Origin of the sequence: Nonomuraea sp. NPDC049309 (assembly GCF_043196965.1) — a bacterium.
Lineage (GTDB): Bacteria > Actinomycetota > Actinomycetes > Streptosporangiales > Streptosporangiaceae > Nonomuraea > Nonomuraea fastidiosa.
On the sequence record NZ_JBICSH010000010.1, the window covers coordinates 86,787 to 113,595 of the forward strand.

Below are 26,809 nucleotides of genomic sequence, written 5' to 3' on the forward strand. Positions count from 1 at the left end.
GAAGGTTGTGTTAAGAGGTAAACCTACCGGCTTCGCCTGTGTCATTTGCTGCGCACACGTTAACGGCCGTTTCTGCGATCCCCGCGCCTTCCCGCGAGGCCCGCCTTCGTCATGACCACGGCGTCCGGCCATCGCTGTCAGGCCCCCAGGATAACCCGCCCCCGCAGGTTGCCCGGGTGAACGGCCCGTCCGGGTCCCCGAGGTCAGACCTGCTTCTCGGTCACCCCGGCCGAGTCGAACGTCGCCACCTCGTGCAGCACCCGTACCGCCGCGCACACCGTCGGATGCGCGAGCAGCCCGCCCGTGCCCTCGCCGAGCCGCAGCTCCAGGTCCATGATCGGGCGCAGGCCGAGGTGGTCGAGCGCGGCCGCGTGCCCGGGCTCGGCGGAACGGTGGCCGGCCACGCAGTGGTCGATCACGGCCGGGTCGAGGGCGGCGGCGACGAGCGCGGCGGCGCCGGAGATGACGCCGTCGAGGATGACCGGCACGCGCAGCGCGGCACCGCCGAGGATGAACCCGGCGATGGCGGCGTGCTCGAACCCGCCCACGGCGGCGAGCGCCCGCAGCGACTCGCTGGGCGAGCAGGCCACGTCGGCGAGCGCGTGCCTGCGCATGGCCTGGCGGACGATGCCGACCTTCAGCTCGTACGTCGCGTCGTCGATGCCGGTGCCCCGCCCGGTCACCTCGCCGGGGTCCCTGCCGGTGAAGGCGGAGACGAGGGCAGCGGAGGCGGTGGTGTTGGCGATGCCCATGTCGCCGGTGATGAGGCAGCGGGCGCCGCCGGAGACGAGGTCCCTGGCGACCTGGATGCCCGTCTCCAGCCCTCTGACGGCCTGGTCGACGGTCATGGCGGGGCCCTGCGACAGGTCGGCGGTGCCGTACGCGATCTTGCGGTTGATGAGGCCGGGCGCGTCGGGCAGGTCGGCCGCGACCCCGACGTCCACCACCGTCACCGAGGCTCCCGCCTGGGCGGCGAAGGCGTTGGCGACCGCGCCGCCGTTCAGGAAGTTGGCGACCATCTGCACGGTCACCTCCTGCGGCCACGGGCTGACGCCGCGCGCGTGCACGCCGTGGTCGGCGGCGAAGATGGCCAGGGCGGCCGGCTCGGGCATGGGCGGCGGGCTGACGCCCGCCGCGCCCGCGAGGCGGATCGCGACCTCTTCGAGCGCGCCGAGCGAGCCGCGCGGCTTGGTGAGGCGGTCGTGGTGCGCGCGGGCGTCCGCGAGCGCCTGCGGGTCGGCGGGCCGGATGTCGGCGAGCGTCTCGGCGAGCACGAAAAACCTCCACTTACGGGACGAGCTGGAGTGCTTCCTCGTATCGGTCGATGACGACGTCGGCGAGGGTTTCGCAGTCGCCGATCACCTCGGCGCAGCGGATGTCGAGATCGGGGTGCCCGGCGCCGTACGCCAGCGCCTGCGCCCACACGCGCTCCAGCAGCCCGCCGGCGAACAGCAGGTAGGGCACCACGATGACGCGCTTGGCGCCCAGCCGGCGGCAGCGTTCGAGCCCGCCGGGCACGCCGGGCGGGGTGACGGAGACGAACGCGGTCTCGACGGTCATGAAGTCGTAGGCGTGCGTCTCCCAGAACAGCCGGGAGACGCGGTGGATATCGGCGTTGGCGGTGGCGTCGGTCGAGCCCTCGCCGACCAGGACGACCGCGGTCTCTCCCGGCTCGACGTGGGCGTGCGGGTCCTCAGACGGCGAGGAGTCGACGGCGCGCAGCCGGGGCCGCGCGCCGGCCAGCTCCAGCGCGCGCGGCCTGGAGATCTCGGCGGCCGCCTCGTTGAGCCGCTCGGCCAGCAGGGCGAGCACGCGCGGGTCGGGGCCGAGCGGGCGGCAGTAGTCGTAGACCAGCGTGGGGTGGCGCTGCTGCTCCAGGGCCATCGCGGCGGAGAACTCCTCGCCCATCCTGCTCAGGCTCAGCGGCAGCGCGACGAGCCTGTGGTGCCCCCTCGCGACCAGGGAGGCGATGGAGTCGCTCAGCCGGGGCGTGGCCCGCTCGAGGTAGCCACCCGAGACGTCGGCGCCGGTCTGGTCGAGGCGGCAGCGCAGGCGGTGTACGAACCTGCCGAACTCGGCGGCGTAGGCGTCGTCCTGGGAGCCCTGCCCGATCAGCAGGAGCGGTGGCTTCATCGTGGGGGATCTCCGATGCGGTGGACAAAGACACGCGAGGATAACCGATGGGCGCCGGTAGGGAACAGGTCACGCTGTGTGGGCGGGCCGCGCGTGCACGACGAAGACGGGGTCGGCCGGGGTCAGGCCGTGTGCGCCGTCGGGTTCGACGCTGAGCCGCGAGGCCAGGATCTGCGTGCCCTCGCCCCGGTAGCCCTGCTCGCGCAGCCGGTCGAGCACGGCGGGCACCTGCTCGACCTTGCGCAGCGCGCAGACGAGCGTGCGCGGCCGCCGGGCGGCGCAGGCGTCGATCACGTCGAGCCCGCCGCCGCCGACGAAGACGGCGTCGGGGTCGGGCAGCGGCTCCAGGGCGGGCGGCGCCTGCCCTCTGGTGAGCGCCACCTTCACGCCGTGCGCGAGCACGTTGCGGCGCAGTTCCGCGCAGCGGGCCTCGTCGCGTTCCACGGCCACGACCGCCGCGCCGAGCCGCGCGCACTCGACGGCGACCTCTCCGACGCCCGCGCCGACGTCCCAGACCAGGTCGCCGAGGCGCGGCCCCAGCTTGGCCAGCACGTACGCCCTGACCTCCGGCGGCATGACGTGGCCGCCGAACGCCAGCGCCCATTCCCGCGGCCCCGGCTGGGCGCCCGCCACCCAGCCGCGTTCCCCGGGCCGGTGCAGCGGGTCGATGACGAGCACCACCTGGGGATCCTTCCACGGCCTTGTGGTGGCCTCGCCCATGCGGCTGTGGACGACGCGCTCGTCGGGGCCGCCGAGGTCCTCGCAGACGATCAGGGCGCGCGGCGTGGTGGGCGCCAGCTCCCTGGCGATCTCGGCGGGGCCGACGCCGGGCGCGACGATCAGGGCGACCTTGGGGTGGGCGCGGCAGGCGTTGACCACGCGGGCGAGCTGCTCGGGGCCTGACGGCGCGACGACCAGCGCGTCGTCCCAGTGCATCCCGGCGCCGGCGAAGGCGCGGCCGACGAGCGATGCGGCGGGCAGGACGTCCGGTTTGAGCCCGTGTGCGCGCAGGTCGCGGACGACGCCGAAGAAGCCGGGGTCGCCGGGCGCGAGCACGACCGCGGGCCCTTCGCCGCGTTCGAGATGGTCGTCGATGGTCTGCAGCAGCGCGCCGTCTCCCGTGGTCGCCGCGTTCAGCTTGAGCCGCCCGAGGATGGCGTCGGGGCCGATGACGAGCCCCGCCTCGTGCAGCTTGGTCACCGCCTTGGCCGACAGCTCGGATCCGTCCCAGCCGACAACCGTGATCATGCGCCTCACCGTCCTCACTTCAAGGGTGACGGCTGCGGAGGGGTTTCACAAAGGGTGGCGAGGTCAGTCCGCCGTGCCTGCGGGCCAGGTCCGAGGGGATGAGGCCGTCCGTTCGGGCCGGATCCGATCAGGTGAGGTCCGAGGGGATGAGGCTGTAGACGACCAGGTCCTCTCCGGCCAGGGACGAGCGGGCGACGCCCTCGCGGACGAAGCCGGCCTTCTCGGCGACCCGCTGGGAGGCGGTGTTGACGGTGGCGGCGCGCAGCTGGAGCCGGGCGAAGCCGTGCCGGTCGAACAGCCAGCGGGCCACGGCCCGCACGGCCTCGGCGGCGTAGCCGTTGCCGCGGGCCCAGGGCGCGGTCATGTAGCCGACCTCGGCGGTCCTGTTGTTCCAGTCGAGGTCGCGCAGGTCGATGTTGACCGCGTACCGGCCGGTGACGAGCTCCTCGGCGGTCCAGGCGATGCCGAGGCCGCGGATGCGCCGGCGTTCGGCGTGCGCGATGTAGGCGCGGGCGTGCTCTTCGGTGTAGCCGCGCGGGACGCCGGTGAACTCCTGGGTGAGCGGGTCCGCGCCGGTGGCGGCCAGGTGCGGCGCGTCGCGGAGCTCCTGGGGGCGCAGGTGCAGCCGCGGGGTGAGCAGGTCGTCCTTGGGCAGCATGGGACCGGGAGCGGGGCTGTCGGTGCGCAGCAGGCCGAAGACCACGAGGTCGTGGGTTCCGTCGTCGTCCAGCACGCCTTCGCGGATGACGCCTTCCCAGGTGAAGCCCGCTTTGCGGGCGACGGCGAGCGAGGCGAGGTTGTCCAGGTTCGCGGTCAGCTCGACGCGGCGCAGCCCGACCTTCTCGAACACCCACTTCGTCAGCCCGCGCACCGCCTCGGTGGCGAAGCCGCGGCCCCGGTACAGCGGGTGCACGCCGTAGCCGACCTCGGTGGTGCCGGTGCTCCACGAGGTCTTGAACAGGCTGATCGCGCCGACGATGAGCCCTTCCGCGTCGGTCATGGCGAGGTGGATGCCCTGCCCGCTGCGGCGCAGCTCGTGGACGCCGTGCCGCAGCCAGTGATCGACTCCGCCGGTCTTGACGGGTGCTCCGGGCGGCAGGAACCGCGCGCCCGAGGAGACGATCTTGCGGATCCTGGGCGCGTCCTCAGGGCCGAACGGCCGCAGTGTCAGCCGTGCCGTGGAGATGCGCACATCGGGGTCGAACACGCTGGGCAGGGTACACAGCCGCGATGTTTGCCCACGAAAGCGGGGGTAGGGGCCGGGCTTGAAAGGAGTGTGGGAACCATGGAACGTGGGAGCGCCAAGCACGGCCCGCGCCTGGACGAAGAGCAGAAGCACGAGACCGAGGGCCTGGTGCGCGGCGGCGGCACGACGCACGCCGAGGAGTGGAAGGAGCCCGAGGCCATGCCGTCGCCCGGCGAGGAGACCCCGTCGTACGCGCCCGGCCACGCGCCCGGTGTCCCGCAGGGCATGACTCCGCACGACGTGGACGTCCGCAGCGAGCTGGCGAAGTGGCTCAGCGACACCACGCACTGGCCGGCGTCCAAGAGCGAGCTGCTGGACCGCGCCCGGCGGGAAGGCGCTCCCGACTCCGTGCTCGACATGGTGGAGTCCCTGCCCGACCGCGACTACAGGAACATGGCCGACATCGCCAAGGCCCTGGGCCTCGGCGTGGAGCAGCGGAGGTACTAGAACGTGCGGCTCGACTTCATCCGCCACCTGTACGACCGTCCCGGCCCGTACGCGTCGGTCTACCTGGGCGCGCTCACCGCCGCCGAGCGCAAGGCCCACTGGCGTGCCGTCCGCGACCGGCTCGATCACGAGGTCGACGAGGCCACGATGGAGGCCTTGGAGGAGGAGGCGCTGCAGGCGGCCGCCGGGCGGGCGCTGTTCGCCACGGACGGCTCGGTCGTGTTCGCGGAGTCGCTGGAGGAGCCGCCGTCCGACCTGGTGACCTACACGCCGCTGCCGCACGTGACGCCGATGCTGATGCGGCGCGGCGAGAACGTGCCGCACATCCGGGTCATCGTGGACCACGCGGGGGCCGAGGTGACCGTGTTCGGCGAGGGCGCGCCGCGCCGTACGACGGTGGAGGGCGAGTCCTGGCCGCTGCAGAAGACCTCGCAGGGCGGCTGGTCGCAGCGCCGCTACGAGCGGGCCGTCGAGGAGACCTGGGAGAAGAACGCGGTGGCCGTGGCCCAGGAGATCGACCGGCAGGTGCGCAGGATCGGCGCCGAGCTGGTGCTGGTGGCCGGGCAGCCGAGGTCGCGCGCGTACCTGCTGCAGCATCTCAGCACGCAGGCGGCCGACCGGGTCAAGATCGTCGAGCACGGCAGCCGCGAGGACCATGGGCAGTTCGAGCGGGACGTGGAGCGCGCGCTCGACGAGTGGCTCGCCCACCGCTGCGCCGAGCTGCTCGAACGCCACCAGGAGACGGACGCGCCCACCGGGCCGTGCCACGTGGCGAAGGCGCTGCGCGAGGGCCGCGTGCACGCGGTGCTGATGCCCGGCGAGGTGCCGAAGCCGGTCTGGGTCGGCGAGGCCGGCACCCAGGTGGGCACCGACCCCGGCGAGCTGCGCCACTGGGGTGTGACGGAGCCAATGCGCGAGCGCGCCGACTCCGCGCTGATCAGGGCGGCCGCGATGACGGACGCCGAGGTGTGGTTCACCGACGCCGTGGACGACGTCGCGGCGGTGCTCAGGTACTGACGGCCGCAGTGCACGCAAGCGGCACCTGAGCGCTGAGCGCCCTGGTCCGGGCGCTCAGATGCCGACGATGACTTCCAGGGTGCGCGGGCCGTGCACGCCCTCCACCCGGTCCAGCTCGATGTCGCTGGTCGCGGAGGGGCCGCTGATCCACGTCTGCGGCCGCGACGGGTCGAGCCTGGCGATCGCCTCGGGCACGCCGGGCACGATCTGGTCGGCGCGCACCACGCACAGGTGATAGTCGGGCAGCAGCGTCTCCGCCCGCGTGCCCTGACCGGGGCCGTGGTCGAGGACGATGGTGCCGGTCTCGGCGATGCCGACGGCGCAGCCGGTGACGACGCCGTCGGCGGTGCGCAGGTCCGGCCAGCCGCCCTCGCGGTCGAAGCCCTCCGGGACGAAGATCTTCTTCTCGCCCAGGCACGCGTCGATCTCGGCCGGCACGTCGGCCGCGGGCACGACGTGCACGACGGCCCGGTAGTCGCCCACTCGCTCGGCGAACAGCCGCGCCAGCGCCTCCCTGTCGTCCGCCTGCCGGTCGGTGCGGTAGCCGCGGGGGATCTCGACGTCGGGCGCCCCCGCGACGGCCTTGCCGATCCTGGCGAGGATCTCCTCTCGCGCGCTCACCGCTCCTCCTTCTTGTGCTGCCCGTCGCTCTGGCCGCCGCCGGTGCGCTGCCACCAGTCCCTGAACGGCTCGGCCGGGATGTCCGGCAGGTCCCTGGTGTCGGTCCACGCCGACAGGGGCCCGGGAAGCCGCCTGGGGACGAGCCTGCGCATGCGGGAGGCCGCGCGCTGCGCCTGCGCCAGGAGCCGGGGGTTCTCCAGCACCCGGCCCGCCACTGCCATCGCGGCCTTCTCGGCCGCCGCGTGCGGCGCCTTGGCGCGCAGGTCCACCAGGACCGACGGGATGTCGATGGCGACCGGGCACACCTCGTAGCAGGCGCCGCACAGGCTGGAGGCGAACGGCAGCGAGGCGTCCAGGTCGGTGTGCATGCCCCTGAGCTGCGGGGTGAGGATCGCGCCGATCGGGCCGGGGTAGGGCGAGCCGTACGCGTGGCCGCCTGCGCGCTCGTAGACGGGGCACACGTTGAGGCAGGCCGAGCAGCGGATGCAGCGCAGCGCCTGGCGGCCCACCTCGTCGGCGAGCACGTCGGTGCGGCCGTTGTCGAGCAGCACCAGGTGGAACTCCTGGCCGTCGACGGAGCCCGTCCACGTGCTCGTGTACGGGTTCATCCGCTCGCCGGTGGAACTCCTGGGCAGAAGCTGCAGGAACACCTCCAGATCGCGCCAGGTCGGCACCAGCTTCTCGATGCCGACGACGCTGATGAGCGTCTCCGGCAGCGACAGGCACATGCGGCCGTTGCCCTCCGACTCCAGCACGACGAGGGTGCCGCTCTCGGCCACCATGAAGTTGGCGCCGGAGATCGCGACCTTGCTCTTGAGGAAGCGCTCGCGCAGGTGCCGCCGGGCCGCCTCGGTCAGCGCGCGCGGCTCGTCGGACAGGTCGCCGGAGACCTCGGTCATCTTCTTGAGGAAGATCTCCCGGATCTCCGAGCGGTTGCGGTGGATCGCGGGAACCAGGATGTGGCTGGGGTAGTCGTCGCCGAGCTGCACGATCAGCTCGGCGAGGTCGGTCTCGTATGCGGTGATGCCCTCCTTGGCGAGGGCGTCGTTGAGCCCGATCTCCTGGGTGGCCATCGACTTGACCTTGATCACCTCGGTCTCGCCGGTGGCCTTGACCAGGTCGGCCACGATGCGGTTGGCCTCGGCGGCGTCCCTGGCCCAGTGGACGGTGCCGCCCGCGCGGGTCACCGCCTCCTCGAGCTGGACCAGGTAGCGGTCGAGGTTGCGCAGGGTGTGGTCCTTGATGGCCTTGCCGGCGGCGCGCAGGTCCTGCCAGTCGGGCAGCTCCCCGACGACGGAGGCGCGCTTCTCCCTGATGGTGTGGGTGGCCTTGCGGAGGTTGAAGCGGAGCTGTGCGTTCTCAACGTCTTTCACGGATTTCTTCGGGAACGCCTGCGGCATCCCGATGAAGGTGACGCTCATTGGGCCTCCTCCGTCGATGCGAGGATCTCCGCCAGATGCATGGTCTTGACGCCCGCCCGCTGGCGGCTCAGTGTGCCGCCGATGTGCATCAGGCAGGAGTTGTCGGCCGCGCACAGCACCTCGGCGCCGGTGTCGAGGATGTGACGGGTCTTGTCGGCGCCCATGGCGGCCGAGACCGTCGGGTTCTTCACCGCGAACGTGCCGCCGAAGCCGCAGCACTCCTCGGCGGCCGGCAGCGGGACGAGGTCGATGCCGCGCACGTTCCGCAGCAGCCGCAGGGGGCGGTCGCCCAGGTGCAGGCCGCGCAGCGAGTGGCAGGTCGGATGGTAGGTCACCCGGTGCGGGAAGTACGCGCCGACGTCCTCGACCTTCAAAACGTCGATGAGGAACTCCGTCAGCTCGTACACCTTGGGCACGACCTCGGCGATGGCCGCAGCCCCCTTGCTGCCGGGTTCGACCAGCTTCGGGTACTGCTCGCGCACCATGGCCGCGCACGATCCCGACGGCATCACCACGGCCTCGTAGCCGGCGAACACCTCGGTGAAGTGCCGCGCCAGCCGTACGCCCTCCGTCCGGTAGCCGGTGTTGACGTGCATCTGGCCGCAGCAGGTCTGCGCGGCGGGGAAGTCCACTTCGCAGCCGAGTCTGCGCAGCAGTGACACGACCGCCTTGCCGGTTCCGGGGAAGAGCGTGTCGTTCACACATGTCAGGAACAGGGCGACTCGCACGGCTCTCCTTCCAAGGTATGGTCTGACCACATAATGGTCAGACCATAGTCGAATACTTCATATCGGGCTAGGGAGGGCTCGTGGACGTAAGCGGCTGGCGTCCGGTCAAGCGGACGCGGACGTTCGAGGACGTGCTCGCCCAGATCGAACGGCGCATCGCCGAGGACGGGCTCACCGTGGGCGACCGGCTGCCCGCCGAGCGCCAGCTCGCCGAGCAGCTCGGCGTCAGCCGCTCCTCCGTACGCGAGGCCATGCGCGTGCTGGAGACCCTCGGCGTGGTCTCCTCCCAGGTGGGGCGCGGCCCCGACGCGGGCGCGGTGCTCACCTCGCGCCCCGACGCGGCGCTGAGCGACCTGCTGCGGCTGCACCTCGGCCTGACCGGTCTCGAGCTGCGCGAGGTCATCGACACCCGGCTCATGATCGAGCAATGGGCGGCCGCCCGCGCGGCCGCGGCCCGCGCCGACACATCGGAGCTGGCGGCGGCGCTGACCGGGATGGACTCGGCGGGCTCGCCCGAGCAGTTCGTTGAACACGACACGGCCTTCCATTGCGCGATCGCGGACGCCTCGGGAAACCGGCTCGTCGCCGCCATCATGCGGTCGCTGCGCGACTCGATGCGCAAGTACTCGGTGGAGGCGGTGCGGCAGGTCGTCGACATCTCGATCCTGCGCGCCGACCACGTACGCATCCTGGAGGCCATCGAGTCCGGCGACCCCGACGAGGCGGCGAGAGCGGTATCCGAGCACCTGGCGCACGCCTACCCCACGCTCTTCGCCTGACACGCCCTGCCGATTCTCACTGGGCCGATTCTCACTGGGCCGATGCTCATCAGGCCGATGCTCACTGGGCCGATGCTCATCAGGCCGATGCTCACTCGGCCATGTCGGCCTGGCGGCAGCTCGCCCCCGAGCAGGAGACCATCGCCGACAGCCGCCGGTCCAGCCGCGACAGCAGCGACAGGTCGGCGGACATGATGAGGTTGTCGAGCTGGTAGGGGTCCTCGTCGAGGTCGTAGAGCTGCCGCTCCCCCGTCTCGTACCGCACGTACGTGTACTGCTCGGTGCGCAGCGCCTGGTAGGCGGGCACCGGCGTCTGCCTGGCCGACGCCCGGCTGGCCGGGCGGACGAACTCGACCAGCACCTGTTTGCGCCACTGCGGCGGCGGCTGCCCGCGCAGCAGCGGCACCAGCGAGCGCCCCTCGGCGAAGTCGGGCACGGTGGCCCCGCCCAGCTCGGCGATGGTCGGCGCGAAGTCGATCGTGGCCGTCATGTGCGTGATCGTCGAGCCCGGCTCGACGCCCGGCCCCCTGACGACGAGCGGCACCCTGATCGCCTCCTCGAACGGCGTGGTCTTGCCGTGCTTGATCCGGTGGGTGCCGAGGTGGAAGCCGTTGTCGGAGGTGAAGAAGATGTACGTGCTGTCGAGCTTGCCGGACTCGCGCAGCGCCGACAGCACCGACCCGACCAGGTCGTCCACGCCGAGCATCGAGCGCAGCCTGGTGCGGTGGCGCTCGTCGATGGCGGCCTTCGCCCGCCGCGACAGGGGCGGCAGCATCTGCATCCACAGCGGCTCGGCGCTGATGTCGTCCTGGTTGAACGACGGGGTGCGGGGCGCGGCCTCCGTCGGGAACGCCTCGGCGTGCCGGTAGGCGGGATTGGCCGGGTTGTGCGGGCCCACCGGGTTGAGGAAGAGGAAGAACGGCTGGTCCGAGGCCTTGATGAAGGCGCGGGCGTAGCCCGCCAGCACGTCGGACAGGTAGTCGCGCTCGCCCCATCCGTAGTCGCGCAGCGTGCCGTTCTCGTTGAGACGGTAGCCGTACTCCTGGTACAGGGCGCGTACGGGGACCCGCCAGTCGTTCCAGCCGGGCGGCACGTACGTCTCGGGCGCCGAGCCCCCCGGGTAGTGGTTGAGGAACTTGCCCATGAGCGCCGTGCGGTAGCCGGCCTGCTGCATCCAGGTGCCGATCGTGGAGCGTTCCAGGTCCAGCTCGTGGAAGCGGTGGAACCCGCCCTCGGGAGCGGTGTTGGTCAGCACGCCGTGGCTGTGGACGTGCTGCGAGCGCAGGATCGACGAGCGGGACGGGCAGCACCAGGAGTTCGTCACGAAGTGGCGGTCGAACGTGGCGCCCTGCTGCACGAGCTCGCGGGTGATGTTCGGGAAGTGCTGCAGCGTGCCGCTTTCGAGGTCGTCGGCCATGATGACGACGATGTTGGGCCGCGACTGGCTCTGGGCAACGGTGGGCTCGGCCGCCGGCAGCACGAGCAGCAGGCAGGCGAGTCGACACAGGGCCTTGAGCACAGAGTGTGACTTCCCCGGAGGATCCGTCATTGACACGTGAAGGCCACCACAGCGGTAATGGAACTTCATTCCGGAGGTGGTCCTCGATGAAGCTCGGCTTGAACCTCGGCTACTGGCAGCGCCACGCCGACGACGCCACCGAGTCGGTGCTCGCGGCCGAGCGCCTCGGCTACGACTCGGTGTGGACCGCCGAGGCCTACGGCAGCGACGCCTTCACGCCCCTCGCCTGGTACGGCGCGCGTACCAAGCGCATCAAGCTGGGCACCTCGGTTGCGCAGATCTCGGCCCGTCCCCCGGTCACCACGGCGATGACCGCCATGACCCTCGACCACCTCACCGGCGGCCGGCTGCTGCTCGGCGTGGGCGCGTCGGGCCCGCAGGTCGTGGAGGGCTGGTACGGCCGGCCGTTCGCCAAGCCGCTGGCCAGGACCCGCGAGTACATCGAGATCATGCGCAAGGTCTGGCGCCGCGAGGAGCCGGTGACCAGCGAGGGACCGCACTACCCGCTGCCCCTGCCCGGTGGCCTCGGCAAGCCGCTCAAGCTCATCACCCACCCGCTGCGCGAGGACATCCCCGTCTATCTGGGCGCGGAGGGGCCGAAGAACGTCGAGCTGGCCGCCGAGGTGGCGCAGGGCTGGCTGCCGCTGTTCGCGTTCCCCGAGAAGATCGAGCAGATGTACGGCGACGCCCTGTCGAAGGCCCCCGCGGACTTCGACGTGGCCGCCATGGTGCTCGTCGTGATCTCCGACGACGTGCGGGCCGCGCTCGACGGCGTCAAGACCATGCTCACCCTCTACATCGGCGGCATGGGGGCCAGGCAGCGCAACTTCCACGCCGACATCATCGGCCGCATGGGCTACGCCGAGGCCGCCGAGCGCATCCAGTCGCTCTACCTGGCCGGACGCAAGGACGAGGCGTTCCGCGCGATCCCGGACGAGCTGGCCGACGGCATCTCGCTCGTCGGCCCGCCCGGCCGGATCAGGGAACGCCTCGAGCTGTGGCACCGCAGCCCGGTGACCACCCTGCTGGTGATGGGGGTGCGGGACGAGCCCTCGCTGAAGCTCGTCCGCGACCTCGTGCTCGGCTGAGCCCTTCAGCGGCCGGGGCGGGTCAGTCCGGGCGCGGCGCGGGGTCGGTGGTGACCGCGCGCAGCAGCGGCCGGCTCATCGCGCCCGCTCCGAGCACCCCGGCGAAGCCCGCGACCACGCACACCGCCAGCGTCAGCGCGCCGGTCAGGTTGGGCTCGCCGAGCATGAACGGCCAGGCGCAGAACACGCCCGTCAGGATCGACCCGCCGCCCATCACGATCAACGGCAGCAGCGTCTCCGACCTGCGCGCCTTGTCCAGCACCTCCAGGGGCGTGCCGGCCAGACGCAGCAGCGCGTACGTCTGCCTGCGGTCCAGCACCGACGACATCGCGGTGATGCCCGAGCTGGTGACGGCCACCAGGAACGACACCGACAGCACCACGATCGTCCCGACCCTGATGTCGGCGACGATGTCGAAGCCGAAGCGCTGGTTGTCCTCCTGTGTGGTGGGCGTGTGGCCGGGCACGAGGTCGGCCAGCGCGGTGCGCGCCCTGTCCACGGCCGCCGCGTCCGCCCCGCTGCCCAGGGCGGCGACCACCACGTCCTTGCGCTGCTCGACGGTGGCGGTCAGGCCGGCCGCCCGCAGCCGGTCGCGGGCCTGCTCGGCGACCTGGGCGGGGCTGCCGTCGGTGACGTTCACGCTGAGCTGCGGCGGCCCCGAGACCTGCTCGAACGCCCCCGGGCTGAGCAGGCCGAGGAAGCCTGCCACGAACCCGGTCAGCGCGACGCCGCTCACCGTGCGCCAGGCCGAGCGCGGGTCGTCCACGAGCCTGCGGGCCGCCAGCAGCATGGCGGGGCGGCGCGCGCTCGCGGCCGCGATCCTGCCGATCATGCCGACCACCCAGGGACCGGCCAGGTTGATGCACAGGAACGCCACGGCCAGCGCGATCACGATGACGGTGACGCTGGTCTGCACGCCCAGCAGCGGGAAGACGGCGAGCGAGGCGAGCAGCGCGAGCACGCGGACGAAGCGCATGGCGGGCGGTGTCTCCCGCTTGGCCACGCCGAGCGGGCTCACCACGACCCGCCGCAGCCCGACGACGGCCGACAGGCCGACCAGGATCGGCACCGCGACCAGCACCCCCGCCAACGTCAGCGGGCCGGGCAGCAGGTCGCCGGCGAACCACGGGCCGCCCTGCATCTCGATCCGCGCGAGCAGCGGCACCGACAGCGCGTACAGGACCGCTCCGGCGAGCGCGCCGCCCAGCGCGACCAGCACCGCCTCCGTCACGGTCATCGCGACGACCTGGCCGGGCGTGGCGCCGACCAGCCGCAGCGCGGCCAGCCTGCTGTCGCGCCTGGCCACCGTGAGCCGCGCCGCCGCCCCGCCGAACACCAGCAGCGGCACCACCATGAGCACGCCGGCGATGGCCGACAGCCACTGGTAGGCGACCGCGTCCTCGCTGGGCTCGCCGGCCAGGCTGGCGACCTTGACCGGCGGCCGGGACTGCACCCAGTCGTCGATGCGCTGCGCCGTCATCGCGGGCGCGTCCGGCTTCTGCCCGAAGACCGCGACCAGCTCGCCCGGGTGGACCAGCGCCTCGTCGCCGAGCACGCCCGTGCGCCCGGGATAGCGGTCGGCCAGCTCGTTCGCGGGCAGCTCGCGGGCGAGCTCGGCGAGCGCGGGCGACAGCCACACCTCACCGGGCTTGGGGAAGTGCGGCAGGCCGGGCGGCGGCTCCGGGTGCGCGCCGTCGAGCGCGGCCAGGTCGATGACGGTGATCTTCTTGTCGCGTACGTAGTCGTAACGCTGCGCCTCGACCGCCACCGGGGTCGCGCCGGACGCGGCCGGCACCGGGTTGCGCCAGGCGCTGCGTTCGGCCCTGGCCTGGAAGGCGAGGTTGGCCGCCACCACGAACAGCAGCAGGGCCGTCGCCACCGCCACCGCCCCGAACGTCAGCCAGGTGCCGAGCATCCCCCTGCGCCCGCCACCCTTGATCAGCCGCCAAGTGAGATCGAGGTTCATGCCATCGCTCCGCTCTGCAGCAGCCGGCCGTCGCGGACCTCGACCGTGCGGTCGCACCAGGAGGCCACGTTGGGGTCGTGGGTGACGACGAGCAGGCTGGCGCCGTTGTGCTTGGTCGCCTCCACCAGCAGCCGCATGGTCTCCTGGCCGGTCTGCTGGTCGAGCGAGCCCGTGGGCTCGTCGGCAAAGACCACGGCCGGCTTGGTGACCAGCGCCCTGGCGATGGCCACCCGCTGGGCCTGGCCGCCGGACAGCTCGCCGGGCCGCCTGCTCTCCATGCCCTGCAGGCCGAGCGGCCAGAACCACTCGCGGGCCTGGCTCACGGCCTGCGCCCTGGGGACGCCGCCCAGCATGAGCGGCAGCGCCACGTTCTCGTCGGCGGGCAGTTCCGGCAGGAGCTGGCCGAACTGGAAGACGAAGCCGAAGCGGGTGCGCCGCAGGGCGCTGCGCTTGCGCTCGCCGAGGGTGTCGATGCGCTGTCCGAGCAGGTGCACCTCGCCGCTGTCCGGCTTCATGATCCCGGCCAGGCAGTGCAGCAGGGTGGACTTGCCGGACCCGCTCGGTCCCATGATCGCCACCGCTTCGCCCGCCTGGACCGTGATGTCCACGCCGGCGAGGGCGGTCGTCTGCCCGAACCGCTTCGTCAGTGCCCGTCCAACAAGTACCTCGTTCATGCCATCAAGCCTTCCTCGGAAGGCGGTGCGCGGGGATCGGCCGTGCGTCCATCTCGCATCGGCCGAACGGCTGATCCTTAGAGTTGACGACGTGACTATTCGGGTTCTCATCGCCGACGACCAGCAATTGGTGCGAACCGGCTTTCAGATGATTTTGGACGCACAACCAGACATAGAGGTCGTGGCGGCCGTCGCGGACGGAGCCGAGGCGGTGGCCGAGGCGAGGCGGCTGCGCCCCGACGTGTGCCTGCTCGACATCCGGATGCCCAAGCTCGACGGACTGGAGGTGACCAGGCTCCTCGCCGGGCCTGGCGTGGAGAACCCGCTGCGGGTCGTCATCGTCACCACGTTCGACCTCGACGAGTACGTCTACGGCGCGCTCCGCTCGGGCGCCACCGGCTTCCTGCTCAAGGACAGCGGCCCCACGCTGCTCGTCGAGGCGGTCAGGGCCGCCGCCGTGGGCGACGCGCTGGTGTCGCCGTCGGTGACCGTACGGCTGCTGCAGCACCTGGCCAAGCCCCGCCGGCCCGCCCCGCAGCCGGGCGCCGAGCCGCTGACCGAGCGCGAGCTGGACGTCGTGCGCCTGGTGGCCAGGGGGAAGACGAACAAGGAGGTGGCCGCCGAGCTGTTCGTGTCACTGTCGACGGTCAAGACCCACCTGGGCAGCATCCAGGCCAAGCTCGGCGTGCGCAACAGGGTCGGAATCGCGGCATGGGCGTGGGAATCCGGCGTGGTGAGCTGATTAACAGCGGGGCTCCCGGGATACAAGTGAATCAGAACCTCAGCGCATGGCCCGGGGGGAGAACAACGTGCGCTACACCCAGGCATCACCCGCCAGAGCCGCCACCGCCGTCTACGTGACGCTCACCGCCCAGGTGCTCTCCCTCACCGCCCTCGTGATCTTCGAAATGACCCGCGGCCGCGACCTCGCCGCGCAGCTCGCCGCGTTCGGCGGCCGCCCCCAGGGCGCCGACGCCGAGGCGGTGGTGGGCGCGGTGACCGCGTTCGCGGTGCTGATGATGCTGGTGGCGGGCACCACGCTCGCGGTGGCGGCCTCCTACGTCACCTGGCTGGTACGTGCCAGGCGGGCCAACGACCGCTCGGCCGCGACCGGCCCGGTGGCGGCCGCCTGGCTGATCCCGCTCGTCAACCTCGCCGCCCCCGCGGTGCTCGTCGACCAGGTGTGGCGGGGCGCCCGCCCGCCGGCCGGCCGCCGCGGCAGGTGGCTCGCGCTGCTGTCGGCGTGGTGGCTGAGCTGGCTGGCCACGCTGGCGCTGGTGACGATCAGGGTGCCGCTCGACTCCTCGGCCGGCGGCCTGACCGGGGTGGGCGTGCCCGAGCTGAGCTGCGCGGCGGTGGCGGCGGTGCTGTGCGCCGCCACGGTCCACGAGCTGACCGGCCTGCAGCGGGCCGCCCGCACCTCGTGGACCGCCGAGACGACCGCCCACCGGGCCCCGGCCCAGCCCGTGATCCCCGCACAGCCGCTGGTGCCGGCACAACCGCAGTCCCCGCCGCAGGACGCCTCGCAGAACGCGCTGCAGGCTCCGCTTCAGACGCAGCCCCAGACGCAGCCGCAGACGAGCTGAGCGGCCCCGGGCGGCTCCGGGACGGCCCGGGAACGCCGGGCCTTCGGCTCGGGCCCAGGCGGGGCCGGGCTCAGGCGGCCGTCGGGCCCGAGCTGCCCGGGCTGGCGTGCCAGAGCCGCCTCGGCGGGTTCGCGGTGGCGGGCGGGGCGAGGTCGGAGTAGGGCGACAGGCGGAAGCCGTTGGCGTACTCGATCGGGCGCCCGCCGACGCCGCCGGCCGCCTCCTCAGGGGCACGGTCGATGACGGCGCGCACCGCCTCGATGCCCCGCGAGCGCCACAACGCGTCGAGGTCGGCCAGGTTCCAGCAGTCGAGGGCCCGCATCGTCACCGCCCGCACACCCGTGCGCCTCACCACGCCCCTGGCCAGCATCAGCCACGAGCCGAACACGACCGAGGCGCACCTGCCCTGCACCGACTCGAAGAACGTCAGGTCGATCGGCCCGGTCGAGTCGTCGAGCGTGGTGAAGATGATCCGCTGACCCGAGCGGATGGCCGGCGTCTGGGTGGCCACCTTGACCCCCGCGACCAGGATCTCCGCGCCGTTGCGCCGGCGCAGCAGGTCTTTGGAACGTACCACCCCGAGCGCGTCGAGCAGCTCCTCGTGGAAGCTGATGACGTGGCGGCTGACGTCGATGCCGAGGATCTCCAGCTCGGCCTCGACCATCTCCGCCTCGGTCATCTCGGGCAGCTCCCCCGGCGACAGCCTCTCGCCGAACCCGAGCGGAAGCTGCACCGCCGGAGGAGCCGCGTCCTTCGGCATCCCGGACATGTGCGCGCTGTAGCGCCGGGACTTGCGCGGGCCCGCCTGCACCCCGATGGCCGAGGCGCGGTCGAGCGCGCCCACCTGGGCGATCAGGTCGCGGCGGGTCAGCTCGCCCGGCCGCCAGCGCGGGCCGCCGGGGCGCAGGCCGTGGAGCGCGTCGAGGCCGCCGACCTGGACGATCCGCTCGATCGTGGGCCGCGAGGGCCGCGCGCGGTCCCAGAAGTCGGCGAGCGACGTGTACGGCTGTCCCGCCACCATCCGCTCGACCTCGGCCTCGCTCACGCCCTTGATGGCCGAGAACGGCACGCGCAGCGCGTACCCCTTGCCGATGTCGCCGATCCGGAACTCCCTGCGCGCCCGCGCGCCGCCGCCCTCCAGCTCGGACGGCCGCACCCGCACCTGGACGCGCGGCCCGAGCCGCTCGACCTGCCAGTGCCTGCCCGACTTGTTGATGTCGAGCGGCAGGATGCGCACCCCGCACTGCCTGGCCTCGTCGATGATGACGCGCGGCGGGTACATGCCGGGCTCGTGCGTGAGCACCCCGGCGAAGAACGCCGCCGTGTGATGCCGCTTGAGCCAGGCCGACTGGTAGGTGGGCAGCGCGAACGCCGCCGCGTGCGCCTTGCAGAACCCGAACGAGCCGAACGCGTCGAGCACCTGCCAGGCCCGCTCCACGGCCGCGTCGTCGAACCCGTTGGCCCTGGCCAGCGGCACGAACGCGCGGCGCACCCGCTCGCGGCCCTCCGGCGTGTCGAGCGTGCGGCGCAGCTTCTCGGCGTACGACAGGTCGCGCCCGGTCATCACCGAGATGATCTTCAGGACCTGCTCGTGGAACACCACCACGCCGTGGGTCTCCTTCAGCGCCTCGCGCAGGCTCTCGTGCGGGTAGTACGGCTTGCGCCAGCCGCCCCTGGCCTCCAGGTAGGGGGTGACCATGTCGGAGTTGACCGGGCCTGGGCGGAACAGCGAGATGTCCACGATCAGGTCGTGCATCTTGCGCGGCTCCAGCTTGGCGACCAGCTCGCGCTGGCCCGGCGACTCGATCTGGAAGCAGCCGAGGGTGCGGGCGGCGCAGATCATGTCGTAGGTGTCCTGGTCGTCGTGGGGGACGTACTGGACGTCGGGGCGTTCGGGGCCGTGCTGGGTGTCCAGCTCGACCGTGATGCCGTCGACCCGCTTGATCTCGCTCAGCGCGTACGCCAGGGCCGACTGCATCCGCACGCCCAGCACGTCGAGCTTGAGCAGCCCGGCCTCCTCCACGTCGTCCTTGTCGAACTGCGACATCGGGAACTCCAGCAGGCTGCGCTCCACCGGCGTGCGGTCGCGCAGGCCGGCGTTGCCGATGAGCACGCCGCACGGGTGCAGCGCGATGTGCCTGGGCAGCCCGTCGAGCCTCTCCGCCAGCCGGAACACCCGGTCCAGCCCGGCGTCGCCGAGCCGGCTCTCGCGCAGCTCGGGCAGATCGCGCAGGGACGCGGTGATCTGCTTGGCCCTGATGTGGGGGAACGCCTTGGCGATGGCGTCGATCTCGTGAGGCGGCAGCCCCATCGCCGCGCCGACGTCGCGGATGGCGCTGCGGGCGCGGTAGGTCTCCATCATGGAGACGCAGGCCACCCTGGACTCGCCGTAACGTTCGAAGATGGCCTGGTAGCACTCCAGGCGGCGGGCCGACTCGACGTCGACGTCGATGTCGGGCAGCCCGATGCGGCCCTCCGACAGGAAGCGCTCCATGAGCAGGCCGTGGTCGAGCGGGTTCACCTCGCCGATGCCGATGAGGTAGTTGACCAGGCTGCCCGCGCCCGAGCCGCGGATGGCGCAGCGGATGCCCATCTCGCGGATCATGTCGGTGATGCCGGCCACCGCGATGAAGTAGCCCGACAGGCGCTTGCGCTCGATGATGGCGAGCTCGTCGTCCAGCCGCCGCCTGGCCTCTGCCGAGCGCTCGAGCCCGCGCCTGTACAGGCCGTCCTCGACCCGGTTGCGCAGCAGCGGCACCGGGTCGCGGCCGATCTCCGGCAGGTGCAGGGCGGGCGGGTCGTTGCGCAGCGCCAGCACGTCGAGCGGGTCCATCGCGCACGCCTCGGCCAGCAGTCTGGTGGTGCGCAGCAGGCGGACCACCCGCTCCTGGTCGCCCGCGCACACCCTGGCCGCCACCTGGAGCATCTCCTTGCCGCCCTTGAGGTAGGCGTGGGAGGTCGTGCGGTCGAGGTGGCGCGGGTGCAGCGGGACGAGCCGGCGGGCCGCGTCGAGCACGTCGCCCACCTGGTGGTCGCCGGGGTCGAGGTAGCGCACGGCGTTGGTCAGCACGGCCGGCACGTCCATCGACTCGGCCAGGCCGAGCATGCGCACGGCCGTGGTGGCGTCGCGGAAGCCGTACTGGTCGACCAGCTCGACCACCACGCCGGGCACGGCGGCCCGCCACTGCCCGAGCAGCATGCGCGCGTGCTCGTCGCGCCGCTCCGCCACCGCGCGGCCCACGTCGGAGCGGGGGCCGAGCAGCACCACGAGGCCGTCCTCCGCGCCGAACCCCGGCGTCTCCCTGCCGCCCGCCCACTCGGCGATCAGCTCGCGGGTCACCTTCGGCGCGCCGCGCTCGCCCGCGAAGTGTGCGGCCGTGACCAGGCGGCACAGCCGCGCCCAGCCCTTGCCGCGGGCCAGCACGGTGACGCGGTCTTCCGCGCCGGGGCCGGTGCGCGGGCGCGCTGTGACGGGCGCGTCGAGCGCCAGGTCCACGCCGATGACGGGGGCGATCCCGGCGTCGGCGCACGCCTGCACGTGCTTCATCGCGCCGTAGAGACCGTCGCGGTCGGTCAGCGCCAGGATGTCCATGCCGTACTCGGCGGCCCGGTTCACCAGCGCTCGCGGAAACGCGGTGCCGTAGCGCATCGAGTAGGCGGAGCACACGTGAAGGTGCGGGAACGGGGGCGCCATCAGTCCCACGCCCTCAGCAGCAGCCAGCCGTTGCCGGCGGTGTCGTAACGCAGCTCATAGGAGCCCACCTCGCGGCCGGGGCTCGCCTCCACCCGCCAGAACTGGCGCTCGCCGGGGTCGCCCTCGCCGGTCTTCCACCACTCACGCGCGACCACCCAGTGGTCGAGCACGCGGCGGACGAGGTAGAGCCGGTCACGCCAGACGAACTGGGTCGGCTCCCCGTCTCGGGTCCACACCTCTATCGGATCGCCATAGAGTCTGCTCAAGACGCTTCTCCCCGCGGCTCTGGTGCCTGTGCTGAGCCACCCGGGGGAAGACGGGCGCTTATGACTCGAACATATGTTCTCTCGGCTCGAAACGCAAGTCGCCCGCATGCCTTGCGAGCCGGTCCACGCCGATCGGGTTCCTGATGCCGGCCGATCGGGTTCTGATGCCGAACGCCGCCGAGCCTGGCCGGCTCCGCGCCGCTCGCGCGGCTCCTCCGGCCGCGTTGCGCCGCGTGTCGGAGCAGAGAACTGCGACGATGAGGCCTGTATCGGTAAGCTTGCGCGGCGTGAGCGGTGAAACCTCCCACATCGGGCGCTACAGACTGCTAAGCGTGCTGGGGCGAGGTGGGATGGGCACGGTCCACCTCGCCGAAGACCCCACGGGCCAGAAGGTCGCCATCAAGGTGATCAACCCTGAGCTCAGCCAGCACGAGCAGTTCCGGGCGCGTTTCCGCAGGGAGGCGGACGCGGCGCAGCGCGTGCGCAGGTTCTGCACGGCCGCCGTTCTCGACGCCGCGCTCGAAGGCAACCAGCTCTACGTGGTCACCGAATACGTCCCCGGCCCCAACCTCGACGAGGCCGTGCGCCAATCGGGCCCGCTGCGCGGCTCCAGCCTCGACGCGCTGGCCGTCAGCGTGGCCACCGCGCTCACCGCGATCCACGCGGCGGGGGTCGTCCACCGCGACCTGAAGCCGTCCAACGTGCTGCTGTCACCGGTCGGCCCGCGCGTGATCGACTTCGGCATCGCCAGGGCGCTCGACACGATCGGCGGCGTCACCAGCACCGGCGAGGTCATCGGCACGCCCCGCTACATGGCGCCCGAGGTGCTGCGCGGCGACCCGGTCTCGCCGGCCTGCGACGTGTTCTCGTGGGGCTGCCTGGTGGCGTTCGCGGCCAGCGGGCGGGCGCCGTTCGGCGGCGACACGCTGCCGGCCATGGTCTACCAGGTGCTCAACACCGAGCCGAACCTCGACGCCATCGACCCCGGCCTGCGCGAGCTGGTCGCGGCGGCGCTGAACAAGGACCCGGCCAAGCGGCCCACCGCGCAGCAGCTCCTCGACCAGCTCGTGGGCCGGTCGGCGGCGCCCGAGCAGGCGGCGCACACCGTACAGGTGGCCTGGCAGCAGTCCACCGCCCCGTACACGATCCCTCCCATGGGAGGAGGCGGAGGCGACCGGCGGGCGCGGCGCGGCAGACTGTACGCGGGCCTCGCCGCCGCCGCGGCGGTCGTGGTCGCGGCCGGGGTGGGCGCGTGGGCGCTGCTCGGCCCCGGCGGGCCGCCCGACAACCTGGCGCTGCTCTACCAGGAGGACTTCACGACGACCGGCGCCTGGACCGGCACCTACGACCCGGAGAGCCCGGGAAGCGTCGGCTACCGGCCCGACGGCACGTACGGCATCGACGCCGAGCCCGACTACGAGGAGCGGTGGGCCAAGGCGCCCGTCCCCTTCCTGTTCTACAAGCCGACGCAGTCGCCCGACCCGTCGGCGAGCCCGACGCCGATGCTGCCCGAATCGGTCGTCATGTCGGTCACCGCCGACGTCAAGAGGTCCGTCGGCACCGGCGAGTACGGCCTCTACTGCCACAACTCCGAAGACGGCGAGAACTACTACGAGTTCATCCTCGACACCAAGGGCAACGCCCGCATCCGGCGCATCGTCGACGGCTCGGGCGGCGTGATCGGCCAGCCCGTGAAGGTGGACGCGCTGCCCGGCAAGGCGCGCATCACCGTGGCCTGCGAGCAGAGCGGCAAGACCGTGCGGCTGTCGATGTGGGTGAACGACGACCTCGTCCAGGAGGTCGAGGATCCGAACGGGATCGGCAACGGCTCACTCGGGTTGTTCGCGCGCACGCCGAAGGACGACCGGTCGGTGGTGCGCACCACCTGGGACGACTTCGAGCTCCGCGGCAACCTGGAGCCCTGACGCCTCCCCCCCGCTCGCCCAGCGGACGGCTTTGCGCCGGACGCCCACGCAGGCGAATCGCGCCGCGAACGCCGATCGCCCGGCCGCAATGGTCATCTTCGCGACCACCCGGCCCACACCCACGCGAGCGACCACCCGGCGGACGGCGGCGTGAAGGGAGCGCATGGCGGCCGCCGGCGTACAGAAGCGGTCGGCGTACAGAAGCGGTCAAAGAACACCGGCGCGGGCGGCGGCGAGCGCGGCGTCGGCGGCGCGGTTCGCGTCGTCCTCGGTGACCGGCTCGTGGGCGACGAACAGCCGGTAGTAGACGGGCGCGACCGCCACCCTGATCACCTCGCGGGGATCGACGACGTCGGGCAGCTCTCCGCGCTCGATCGCCCGGCGTACGACGTCGGCCGACTGCTCGTTGCGCGAGACGAAGAAGTCGTGCAGCGAACGGGCGGCGGCCTCGTTCTGGACGGCGGCGGCCACGAAGGCCGACGACACCGGCCCCAGCTCGGGATCGGCGAACCCGGACCGGACGAGCTGCACGATCCCCCGCAGGTCGCCTTCGATCGACCCGGTGTCGGGGATGGGCCACGGCTCGCCGGCGGCGAGCTCCAGCGCGTCGGCGATCAGCCCTTCGACTCCGCCCCAGCGCCGGTAGACGGTCGTCTTGTGCACGCCTGACCGCTCCGCCACGCGCTCGACGGTCAGTCCGCTGTAGCCGTGTTCGGCCAGCTCGGCGAGTGTCGCCCGGCGTACGGCGTCGCGCACGCGGGCGCTGCGCCCACCGGGGCGTTTGAGTGGCTCCTTGCGCTCCAAAAACTACTCCAGTTGCGTTAACTCCGTTCGCATGCCATGCTAAAGCTACAACGGTTGCGATTGGAGTTCTATCCTGATCACCCTCCGCGGAGTTTCCAAGTCCTACGACGGGCGGGCCGTCCTCAGCGACGTGTCCGTGTCCGTACGAGCCGGCGAGCGCGTCGGCATCGTCGGTGAGAACGGCTCGGGCAAGTCCACGCTGATGCGCCTGCTCGCCGGGGTCGAGCGTCCCGACGAGGGCGAGGTCCACCTGACCTCCGACCTCGGCCATGTCGCGCAGACGCTCGCCGAGACGCTGGGCCTGCCGCCCGGCGCCACGGTCCAGGAGGCCGTCGACGCCGCGCTGGCCGACCTGCGCGCCATGGAGCGCAGGATGCGCGAGCTGGAGTCGGCGCTGGCCGAGGAGGCGACGCAGGAGGTCATGGACGCGTACGGCGAGCTGTGCACCGCGTACGAGCTGCGCGGCGGCTACGAGGCCGACGCCCGCGTCGACCGGGCCTTCCACGGGCTCGGCCTGGCCCACGTGGGCCGCGACCGCACGCTCGGCAGCCTCTCGGGCGGCGAGCAGGCGCGGCTCGGCCTGGCCTGCGTGCTGGCGGCCGCGCCCCGCGCGCTGCTGCTCGACGAGCCCACCAACCACCTCGACGAGCCGGCGCTCACCTGGCTCGAAGACCGGCTGCGCGAGCACCGCGGCGCGGTGGCCGTCGTGTCCCACGACCGCGTCTTCCTCGACCGGGTGGCCACCGCGATCGTCGAGGTCGAGCAGGGTGCGGTGACCCGCTTCGGCGGGGGCTACAGCGGTTTCCTCGCGGCCAAGGCGGCGGCCAGGGCGCGGTGGGAGCAGGCGTACGCGGCCTGGTGCGCCGAGGTGCGCCAGGTGCGCGAGTACGCGGCCACCACCGCCCATCGCGTCGCGGCCGGGCGCGTGATGCGTGACAACAACAAGATGGCCTACGACCGCAACGCCGGGCGGGTGCAGAGCTCGATCGCCAGCCGGGTCCGCAACGCCCACGAGCGGCTGCGCCGCCTGGAGGCCGACCCGGTCCCCCGCCCACCGGCCCCGCTCCACTTCCGCGCCACGTTCGGCCCGCCGCCTGACACCACCACCGGCACCCCCGCGACGCCCCACACCACCCCCGGCGTCCAGACGCCGTCCACCCGGCACCCCGCCACGAGCACCCCGACGCGACGGCCGGACACGCTTGCCCCAAGCACCCCGGCACTGAGCTTCGACGCGCACTCCCCCGCCCGCAGCGCCACGATGGGGGCCGGCGCGAGCGCCCTTCCGCGACAGACCGTGCCGACATACGACCCCGACCACCCCGGCCCGAGCAGCGCCACCCGCGAGGCGCGGGACGGCCAGGACCAGCGGGACAGCGAGAGCCAGCGGACCGGCCACGACAGAGTCCTCGTACACCTGAAGGACATCCGGGTCGGGGATCGGCTGCGGGTCGAGGAGCTGATCATCACTTCAGGCGAGCGGATCCTGGTCAGGGGCGCCAACGGCGCGGGCAAGTCCACGTTGCTCGGTGTCCTGGCCGAGCAGGCCCGCTGCCGGGTCGGCCACCTGCCGCAGGAGGTGAGCTTCGACCCGGCGCTGCCGGTGCTGGAGGCGTACGGAGAGGGTCATCCCGACGAGCGCAGGGCGGCGCTGCTGGCCACCGGCCTGTTCCGGCCGCACACCCTCGACCAGCGGGTGGGCGAGCTCTCGGTCGGGCAGCAACGACGGCTGGCGCTGGCCAGGCTGCTGGCCCGCGAACACGACCTGCTGCTGCTCGACGAGCCCACCAACCACCTGTCGCCGCTGCTCGCCGAGGAGCTCGAACGCGCCCTCGACGGCTTCCACGGCGCGCTCGTCATGGTCTCCCACGACCGCGCGCTCGTCCGCCGCTTCCGCGGCAGGCAGATCGAGCTGGCAGGAGGGCGCATCCTTTGACCACCACCATCGGGGGGACTCCCATGTTGACCATGATCGGCTCCGGCTCGCCGTACGGCATCGCGACCGCACGCGACGGCGCGCTGTGGTTCACGCTCGTCCACGAGGGACGCGTCGGGCGGCTGGTGCCGGGCGGGCGGCCCGAGATCCACCAGCTCGACCCGGCCGACGGGCAGCCCACGGTGATCGTGCGCGGCCACGACGACGCGATGTGGTTCAGCGAGATGAAGGGCGGCCGGGTCACCCGCATCACCACCGACGGACGGCGTACCGTCCATGCGGTCGACTCGCCGTTCGGGCTGGCCGCCGGGCCCGACGGCGCGATGTGGGTCACCCAGATGCAGACCGACAGGATCGGCCGCATCGCCGCCGACGGCACGATCACCTCCTACGAGGTGCCGGTCAAGGGTGGGATGCCGTCGTTCATCACGGCCGGCCCCGACGACGCGCTCTGGTTCACGCTCAACCAGGGCAACGCCATCGGCCGGATCTCGCTGTCGGGCGAGGTGACCGTGCACGCGCTGCCCACGGAGGGTGCGGCGCCGGTGGGGATCACCCGGGGGCCCGACGACGCGCTCTGGTTCGTGGAGATCGGCGCAGGCCAGATCGGCCGGATCGACGTCAACGGCAAGATCACCGAATACCCGCTCCCCGACCGAGCCGCCCGCCCCCACGCGATCATCCCCGGCCCCGACGGCGCCCTCTGGTTCACCGAGTGGGGCCTCGGCCGCCTGGCCCGCATCACCGTGGACGGCCACATCACCGAACACCCCCTCCCCTCCGTACCGGCTCCCGCCGAACGCGCGGAAGAAGCGCAAGGGTCGAACGGCGAAGGCGGAGATACCTCACGAGCAACGAACCCCGAGCACGAGCCCACCTCACGGGCAACGAACCCTGAGCACGAGCCCACCTCACGGGCAACGAACGCAGAGCACGAGGACGCCCCGCAGGCAACGAACCCCGGACACGACGACACTCCGCAGGAAACGAACGCCGGACGCGAGGACACCTCTCGGGGATCGAGCGCCGAGCATCAGGCTGCCGGGCAGGGGCCGGGCACTGAACGCCGGGCGGAGCCCCACGGCCTGACCGTAGGCCCGGACGGTGCGATCTGGGTGGCCTTGGAAGCCGGCGCCCTGGCCCGGGTGGAGAGCACTACGTAACGCCGAAGCCGCCCGGCCAGCGCTTGCGACGCTTCAGCGCCCCGCCGCACAGCGCCGTCTGAGCGACGCGCCGACGCCCGGAGCCGCCACCACCCGGCAAGCCCCAACACAGCACCACCTCGACGACGCATCGGCCACCCGGGCCAACACCGCCACGGCAAACCCGAGCCAGCACCACCCCAGCACCGCACGACGCCCCCGACCGGCACCACCCGGCAACTCCGGAGGCAGCGCCCGTAGCGACGCGTCGGCGACGCGGTTCGGCGTCGACCCGTAAGACCCGGGTCGGTGCCGCCCGTGCGAGGCCCGCGGGGCAGCGCCGCCCCTAAGAAGGCTCAGCGGTGCCCACCGCCACGTCGGCAGCCTCGCCTCGCCGCAGCCACCGGAACTCGCCAGAGCCCTGCTCGCCGGAATGTGGATCGACGGTGGCCAGCTCGCCGGAGAGCGCCTCGCCCGCAGGAGCGGCCGTGCCCGCAGGAGCGGCCGTATCCGCAGGAGCGGCCGTACCCGCAGGAGAGTGGGGCCGTACCCACAGGAGCGGCCGTACC

At 72.5% G+C, this 26,809-nt stretch carries 23 protein-coding genes; 9 read left to right on the forward strand and 14 right to left on the reverse strand.

Annotation, left to right across the window (positions count from 1 at the left end):
• Window positions 1–203: 203 nt before the first annotated feature.
• The 4 genes from cobT to ACGFIM_RS38415 form a co-directional block, all read right to left on the reverse strand.
• Entirely contained in the window at window positions 204–1,274 is a 1,071-nt protein-coding gene (gene cobT / locus ACGFIM_RS38400; RefSeq protein WP_393211475.1) for a nicotinate-nucleotide--dimethylbenzimidazole phosphoribosyltransferase, read from the reverse strand.
• A 13-nt stretch (window positions 1,275–1,287) separates the two neighbouring features.
• Window positions 1,288–2,133 carry a sirohydrochlorin chelatase gene (locus tag ACGFIM_RS38405; protein WP_393211478.1) on the reverse strand — a complete coding sequence of 282 codons (846 nt, stop codon included), beginning with the start codon at window positions 2,131–2,133 and terminating at the stop codon, window positions 1,288–1,290.
• Between the two features lie 69 nt (window positions 2,134–2,202).
• Window positions 2,203–3,381: a precorrin-6Y C5,15-methyltransferase (decarboxylating) subunit CbiT gene (locus ACGFIM_RS38410; protein WP_393211481.1), complete on the reverse strand. Its 1,179-nt coding sequence runs from the start codon at window positions 3,379–3,381 to the stop codon at window positions 2,203–2,205.
• 127 nt (window positions 3,382–3,508) lie between these two features.
• Entirely contained in the window at window positions 3,509–4,588 is a 1,080-nt protein-coding gene (locus tag ACGFIM_RS38415) for a GNAT family N-acetyltransferase (RefSeq protein WP_393211484.1), read from the reverse strand.
• Between the two features lie 78 nt (window positions 4,589–4,666).
• Between ACGFIM_RS38415 and ACGFIM_RS38420 the strand changes: the two genes are divergently transcribed.
• Complete coding sequence (locus ACGFIM_RS38420) at window positions 4,667–5,074, forward strand: DUF2795 domain-containing protein (protein ID WP_393211487.1); 408 nt, start codon at window positions 4,667–4,669, stop codon at window positions 5,072–5,074.
• 3 nt (window positions 5,075–5,077) lie between these two features.
• Window positions 5,078–6,091: a Vms1/Ankzf1 family peptidyl-tRNA hydrolase gene (locus ACGFIM_RS38425; protein ID WP_393211489.1), complete on the forward strand. Its 1,014-nt coding sequence runs from the start codon at window positions 5,078–5,080 to the stop codon at window positions 6,089–6,091.
• Between the two features lie 54 nt (window positions 6,092–6,145).
• On the opposite strand, the gene ACGFIM_RS38430 is transcribed toward ACGFIM_RS38425, so the two are convergent.
• From ACGFIM_RS38430 to ACGFIM_RS38440, 3 genes are read right to left on the reverse strand one after another with little or no spacing between them, the layout of a single operon-like run.
• Complete coding sequence (locus tag ACGFIM_RS38430; RefSeq protein WP_393211492.1) at window positions 6,146–6,712, reverse strand: lactate utilization protein C; 567 nt, start codon at window positions 6,710–6,712, stop codon at window positions 6,146–6,148.
• Window positions 6,709–8,133 carry a lactate utilization protein B gene (locus ACGFIM_RS38435; protein WP_393211495.1) on the reverse strand — a complete coding sequence of 475 codons (1,425 nt, stop codon included), beginning with the start codon at window positions 8,131–8,133 and terminating at the stop codon, window positions 6,709–6,711. The genes ACGFIM_RS38430 and ACGFIM_RS38435 overlap by 4 nt, the downstream gene beginning before the upstream one ends.
• Window positions 8,130–8,861, reverse strand: coding sequence for a (Fe-S)-binding protein (locus ACGFIM_RS38440; protein WP_393211498.1), 732 nt, complete (start codon window positions 8,859–8,861; stop codon window positions 8,130–8,132). The genes ACGFIM_RS38435 and ACGFIM_RS38440 overlap by 4 nt, the downstream gene beginning before the upstream one ends.
• A gap of 80 nt (window positions 8,862–8,941) precedes the next feature.
• Here ACGFIM_RS38440 and ACGFIM_RS38445 point away from each other — a divergent pair, with 80 nt between their 5' ends.
• Window positions 8,942–9,640: a FadR/GntR family transcriptional regulator gene (locus ACGFIM_RS38445; protein WP_393211501.1), complete on the forward strand. Its 699-nt coding sequence runs from the start codon at window positions 8,942–8,944 to the stop codon at window positions 9,638–9,640.
• Window positions 9,641–9,731: 91 nt separating this feature from the next.
• Here the strand turns inward: ACGFIM_RS38445 and ACGFIM_RS38450 are convergent, their stop codons facing one another.
• Entirely contained in the window at window positions 9,732–11,159 is a 1,428-nt protein-coding gene (locus tag ACGFIM_RS38450) for a sulfatase (protein WP_393211504.1), read from the reverse strand.
• An 86-nt stretch (window positions 11,160–11,245) separates the two neighbouring features.
• On the opposite strand from ACGFIM_RS38450, the gene ACGFIM_RS38455 reads away from it, so the two are divergent.
• Window positions 11,246–12,247 carry an LLM class F420-dependent oxidoreductase gene (locus ACGFIM_RS38455; protein WP_393211507.1) on the forward strand — a complete coding sequence of 334 codons (1,002 nt, stop codon included), beginning with the start codon at window positions 11,246–11,248 and terminating at the stop codon, window positions 12,245–12,247.
• A gap of 22 nt (window positions 12,248–12,269) precedes the next feature.
• On the opposite strand, the gene ACGFIM_RS38460 is transcribed toward ACGFIM_RS38455, so the two are convergent.
• Both ACGFIM_RS38460 and ACGFIM_RS38465 read right to left on the reverse strand, forming a co-directional pair.
• Window positions 12,270–14,213, reverse strand: a complete 1,944-nt coding sequence (locus ACGFIM_RS38460; RefSeq protein ID WP_393211510.1) for an FtsX-like permease family protein — start codon at window positions 14,211–14,213, stop codon at window positions 12,270–12,272.
• A complete protein-coding gene (locus ACGFIM_RS38465) occupies window positions 14,210–14,887 on the reverse strand; it encodes an ABC transporter ATP-binding protein (protein WP_393211513.1) in 678 nt (225 codons plus the stop codon). Before ACGFIM_RS38465 ends, ACGFIM_RS38460 begins: the two co-directional genes overlap by 4 nt.
• Window positions 14,888–14,978: 91 nt before the next feature.
• On the opposite strand from ACGFIM_RS38465, the gene ACGFIM_RS38470 reads away from it, so the two are divergent.
• Window positions 14,979–15,629: a response regulator gene (locus ACGFIM_RS38470; protein ID WP_393211516.1), complete on the forward strand. Its 651-nt coding sequence runs from the start codon at window positions 14,979–14,981 to the stop codon at window positions 15,627–15,629.
• Window positions 15,630–15,675: 46 nt separating this feature from the next.
• Window positions 15,676–16,473 (forward strand): DUF4328 domain-containing protein, encoded by a 798-nt coding sequence (locus ACGFIM_RS38475; RefSeq protein ID WP_393211519.1) that lies wholly within the window; start codon window positions 15,676–15,678, stop codon window positions 16,471–16,473.
• 70 nt (window positions 16,474–16,543) lie between these two features.
• On the opposite strand, the gene ACGFIM_RS38480 is transcribed toward ACGFIM_RS38475, so the two are convergent.
• Both ACGFIM_RS38480 and ACGFIM_RS38485 read right to left on the reverse strand, forming a co-directional pair.
• Complete coding sequence (locus ACGFIM_RS38480) at window positions 16,544–20,167, reverse strand: DNA polymerase III subunit alpha (protein WP_393211522.1); 3,624 nt, start codon at window positions 20,165–20,167, stop codon at window positions 16,544–16,546.
• Complete coding sequence (locus ACGFIM_RS38485; protein WP_305915238.1) at window positions 20,167–20,433, reverse strand: DUF6504 family protein; 267 nt, start codon at window positions 20,431–20,433, stop codon at window positions 20,167–20,169. Before ACGFIM_RS38485 ends, ACGFIM_RS38480 begins: the two co-directional genes overlap by 1 nt.
• 257 nt (window positions 20,434–20,690) lie before the next feature.
• Here ACGFIM_RS38485 and ACGFIM_RS38490 point away from each other — a divergent pair, with 257 nt between their 5' ends.
• Entirely contained in the window at window positions 20,691–22,358 is a 1,668-nt protein-coding gene (locus ACGFIM_RS38490; RefSeq protein ID WP_393211525.1) for a serine/threonine-protein kinase, read from the forward strand.
• Window positions 22,359–22,565: 207 nt separating this feature from the next.
• On the opposite strand, the gene ACGFIM_RS38495 is transcribed toward ACGFIM_RS38490, so the two are convergent.
• A complete protein-coding gene (locus ACGFIM_RS38495; protein WP_393211528.1) occupies window positions 22,566–23,162 on the reverse strand; it encodes a TetR/AcrR family transcriptional regulator in 597 nt (198 codons plus the stop codon).
• 130 nt (window positions 23,163–23,292) lie between these two features.
• On the opposite strand from ACGFIM_RS38495, the gene ACGFIM_RS38500 reads away from it, so the two are divergent.
• The gene (locus ACGFIM_RS38500; RefSeq protein WP_393211531.1) at window positions 23,293–25,098 is read left to right on the forward strand and encodes an ATP-binding cassette domain-containing protein; all 1,806 of its coding nucleotides are present in this window, start codon (window positions 23,293–23,295) and stop codon (window positions 25,096–25,098) included.
• 23 nt (window positions 25,099–25,121) lie between these two features.
• Window positions 25,122–26,261, forward strand: a complete 1,140-nt coding sequence (locus ACGFIM_RS38505) for a hypothetical protein (RefSeq protein ID WP_393211534.1) — start codon at window positions 25,122–25,124, stop codon at window positions 26,259–26,261.
• Between the two features lie 325 nt (window positions 26,262–26,586).
• On the opposite strand, the gene ACGFIM_RS38510 is transcribed toward ACGFIM_RS38505, so the two are convergent.
• A partial coding sequence (locus ACGFIM_RS38510; RefSeq protein ID WP_393211537.1) for a hypothetical protein occupies window positions 26,587–26,809 on the reverse strand: 223 nt, incomplete at its 5' end.

Bases quoted from the DNA above. Each gene is read 5' to 3' on its own strand.
- ACGFIM_RS38435 (WP_393211495.1), bottom strand. From the start codon at position 8,133: ATGAGCGTCACCTTCATCGGGATGCCGCAGGCGTTCCCGAAGAAATCC.
- ACGFIM_RS38505 (WP_393211534.1), top strand. From the start codon at position 25,122: ATGTTGACCATGATCGGCTCCGGCTCGCCGTACGGCATCGCGACCGCA.
- ACGFIM_RS38490 (WP_393211525.1), top strand. From the start codon at position 20,691: ATGAGGCCTGTATCGGTAAGCTTGCGCGGCGTGAGCGGTGAAACCTCC.
- ACGFIM_RS38465 (WP_393211513.1), bottom strand. From the start codon at position 14,887: ATGAACGAGGTACTTGTTGGACGGGCACTGACGAAGCGGTTCGGGCAG.
- ACGFIM_RS38475 (WP_393211519.1), top strand. From the start codon at position 15,676: ATGGCCCGGGGGGAGAACAACGTGCGCTACACCCAGGCATCACCCGCC.
- ACGFIM_RS38460 (WP_393211510.1), bottom strand. From the start codon at position 14,213: ATGAACCTCGATCTCACTTGGCGGCTGATCAAGGGTGGCGGGCGCAGG.
- ACGFIM_RS38455 (WP_393211507.1), top strand. From the start codon at position 11,246: ATGAAGCTCGGCTTGAACCTCGGCTACTGGCAGCGCCACGCCGACGAC.
- ACGFIM_RS38480 (WP_393211522.1), bottom strand. From the start codon at position 20,167: ATGGCGCCCCCGTTCCCGCACCTTCACGTGTGCTCCGCCTACTCGATG.
- ACGFIM_RS38405 (WP_393211478.1), bottom strand. From the start codon at position 2,133: ATGAAGCCACCGCTCCTGCTGATCGGGCAGGGCTCCCAGGACGACGCC.
- ACGFIM_RS38410 (WP_393211481.1), bottom strand. From the start codon at position 3,381: ATGATCACGGTTGTCGGCTGGGACGGATCCGAGCTGTCGGCCAAGGCG.
- ACGFIM_RS38420 (WP_393211487.1), top strand. From the start codon at position 4,667: ATGGAACGTGGGAGCGCCAAGCACGGCCCGCGCCTGGACGAAGAGCAG.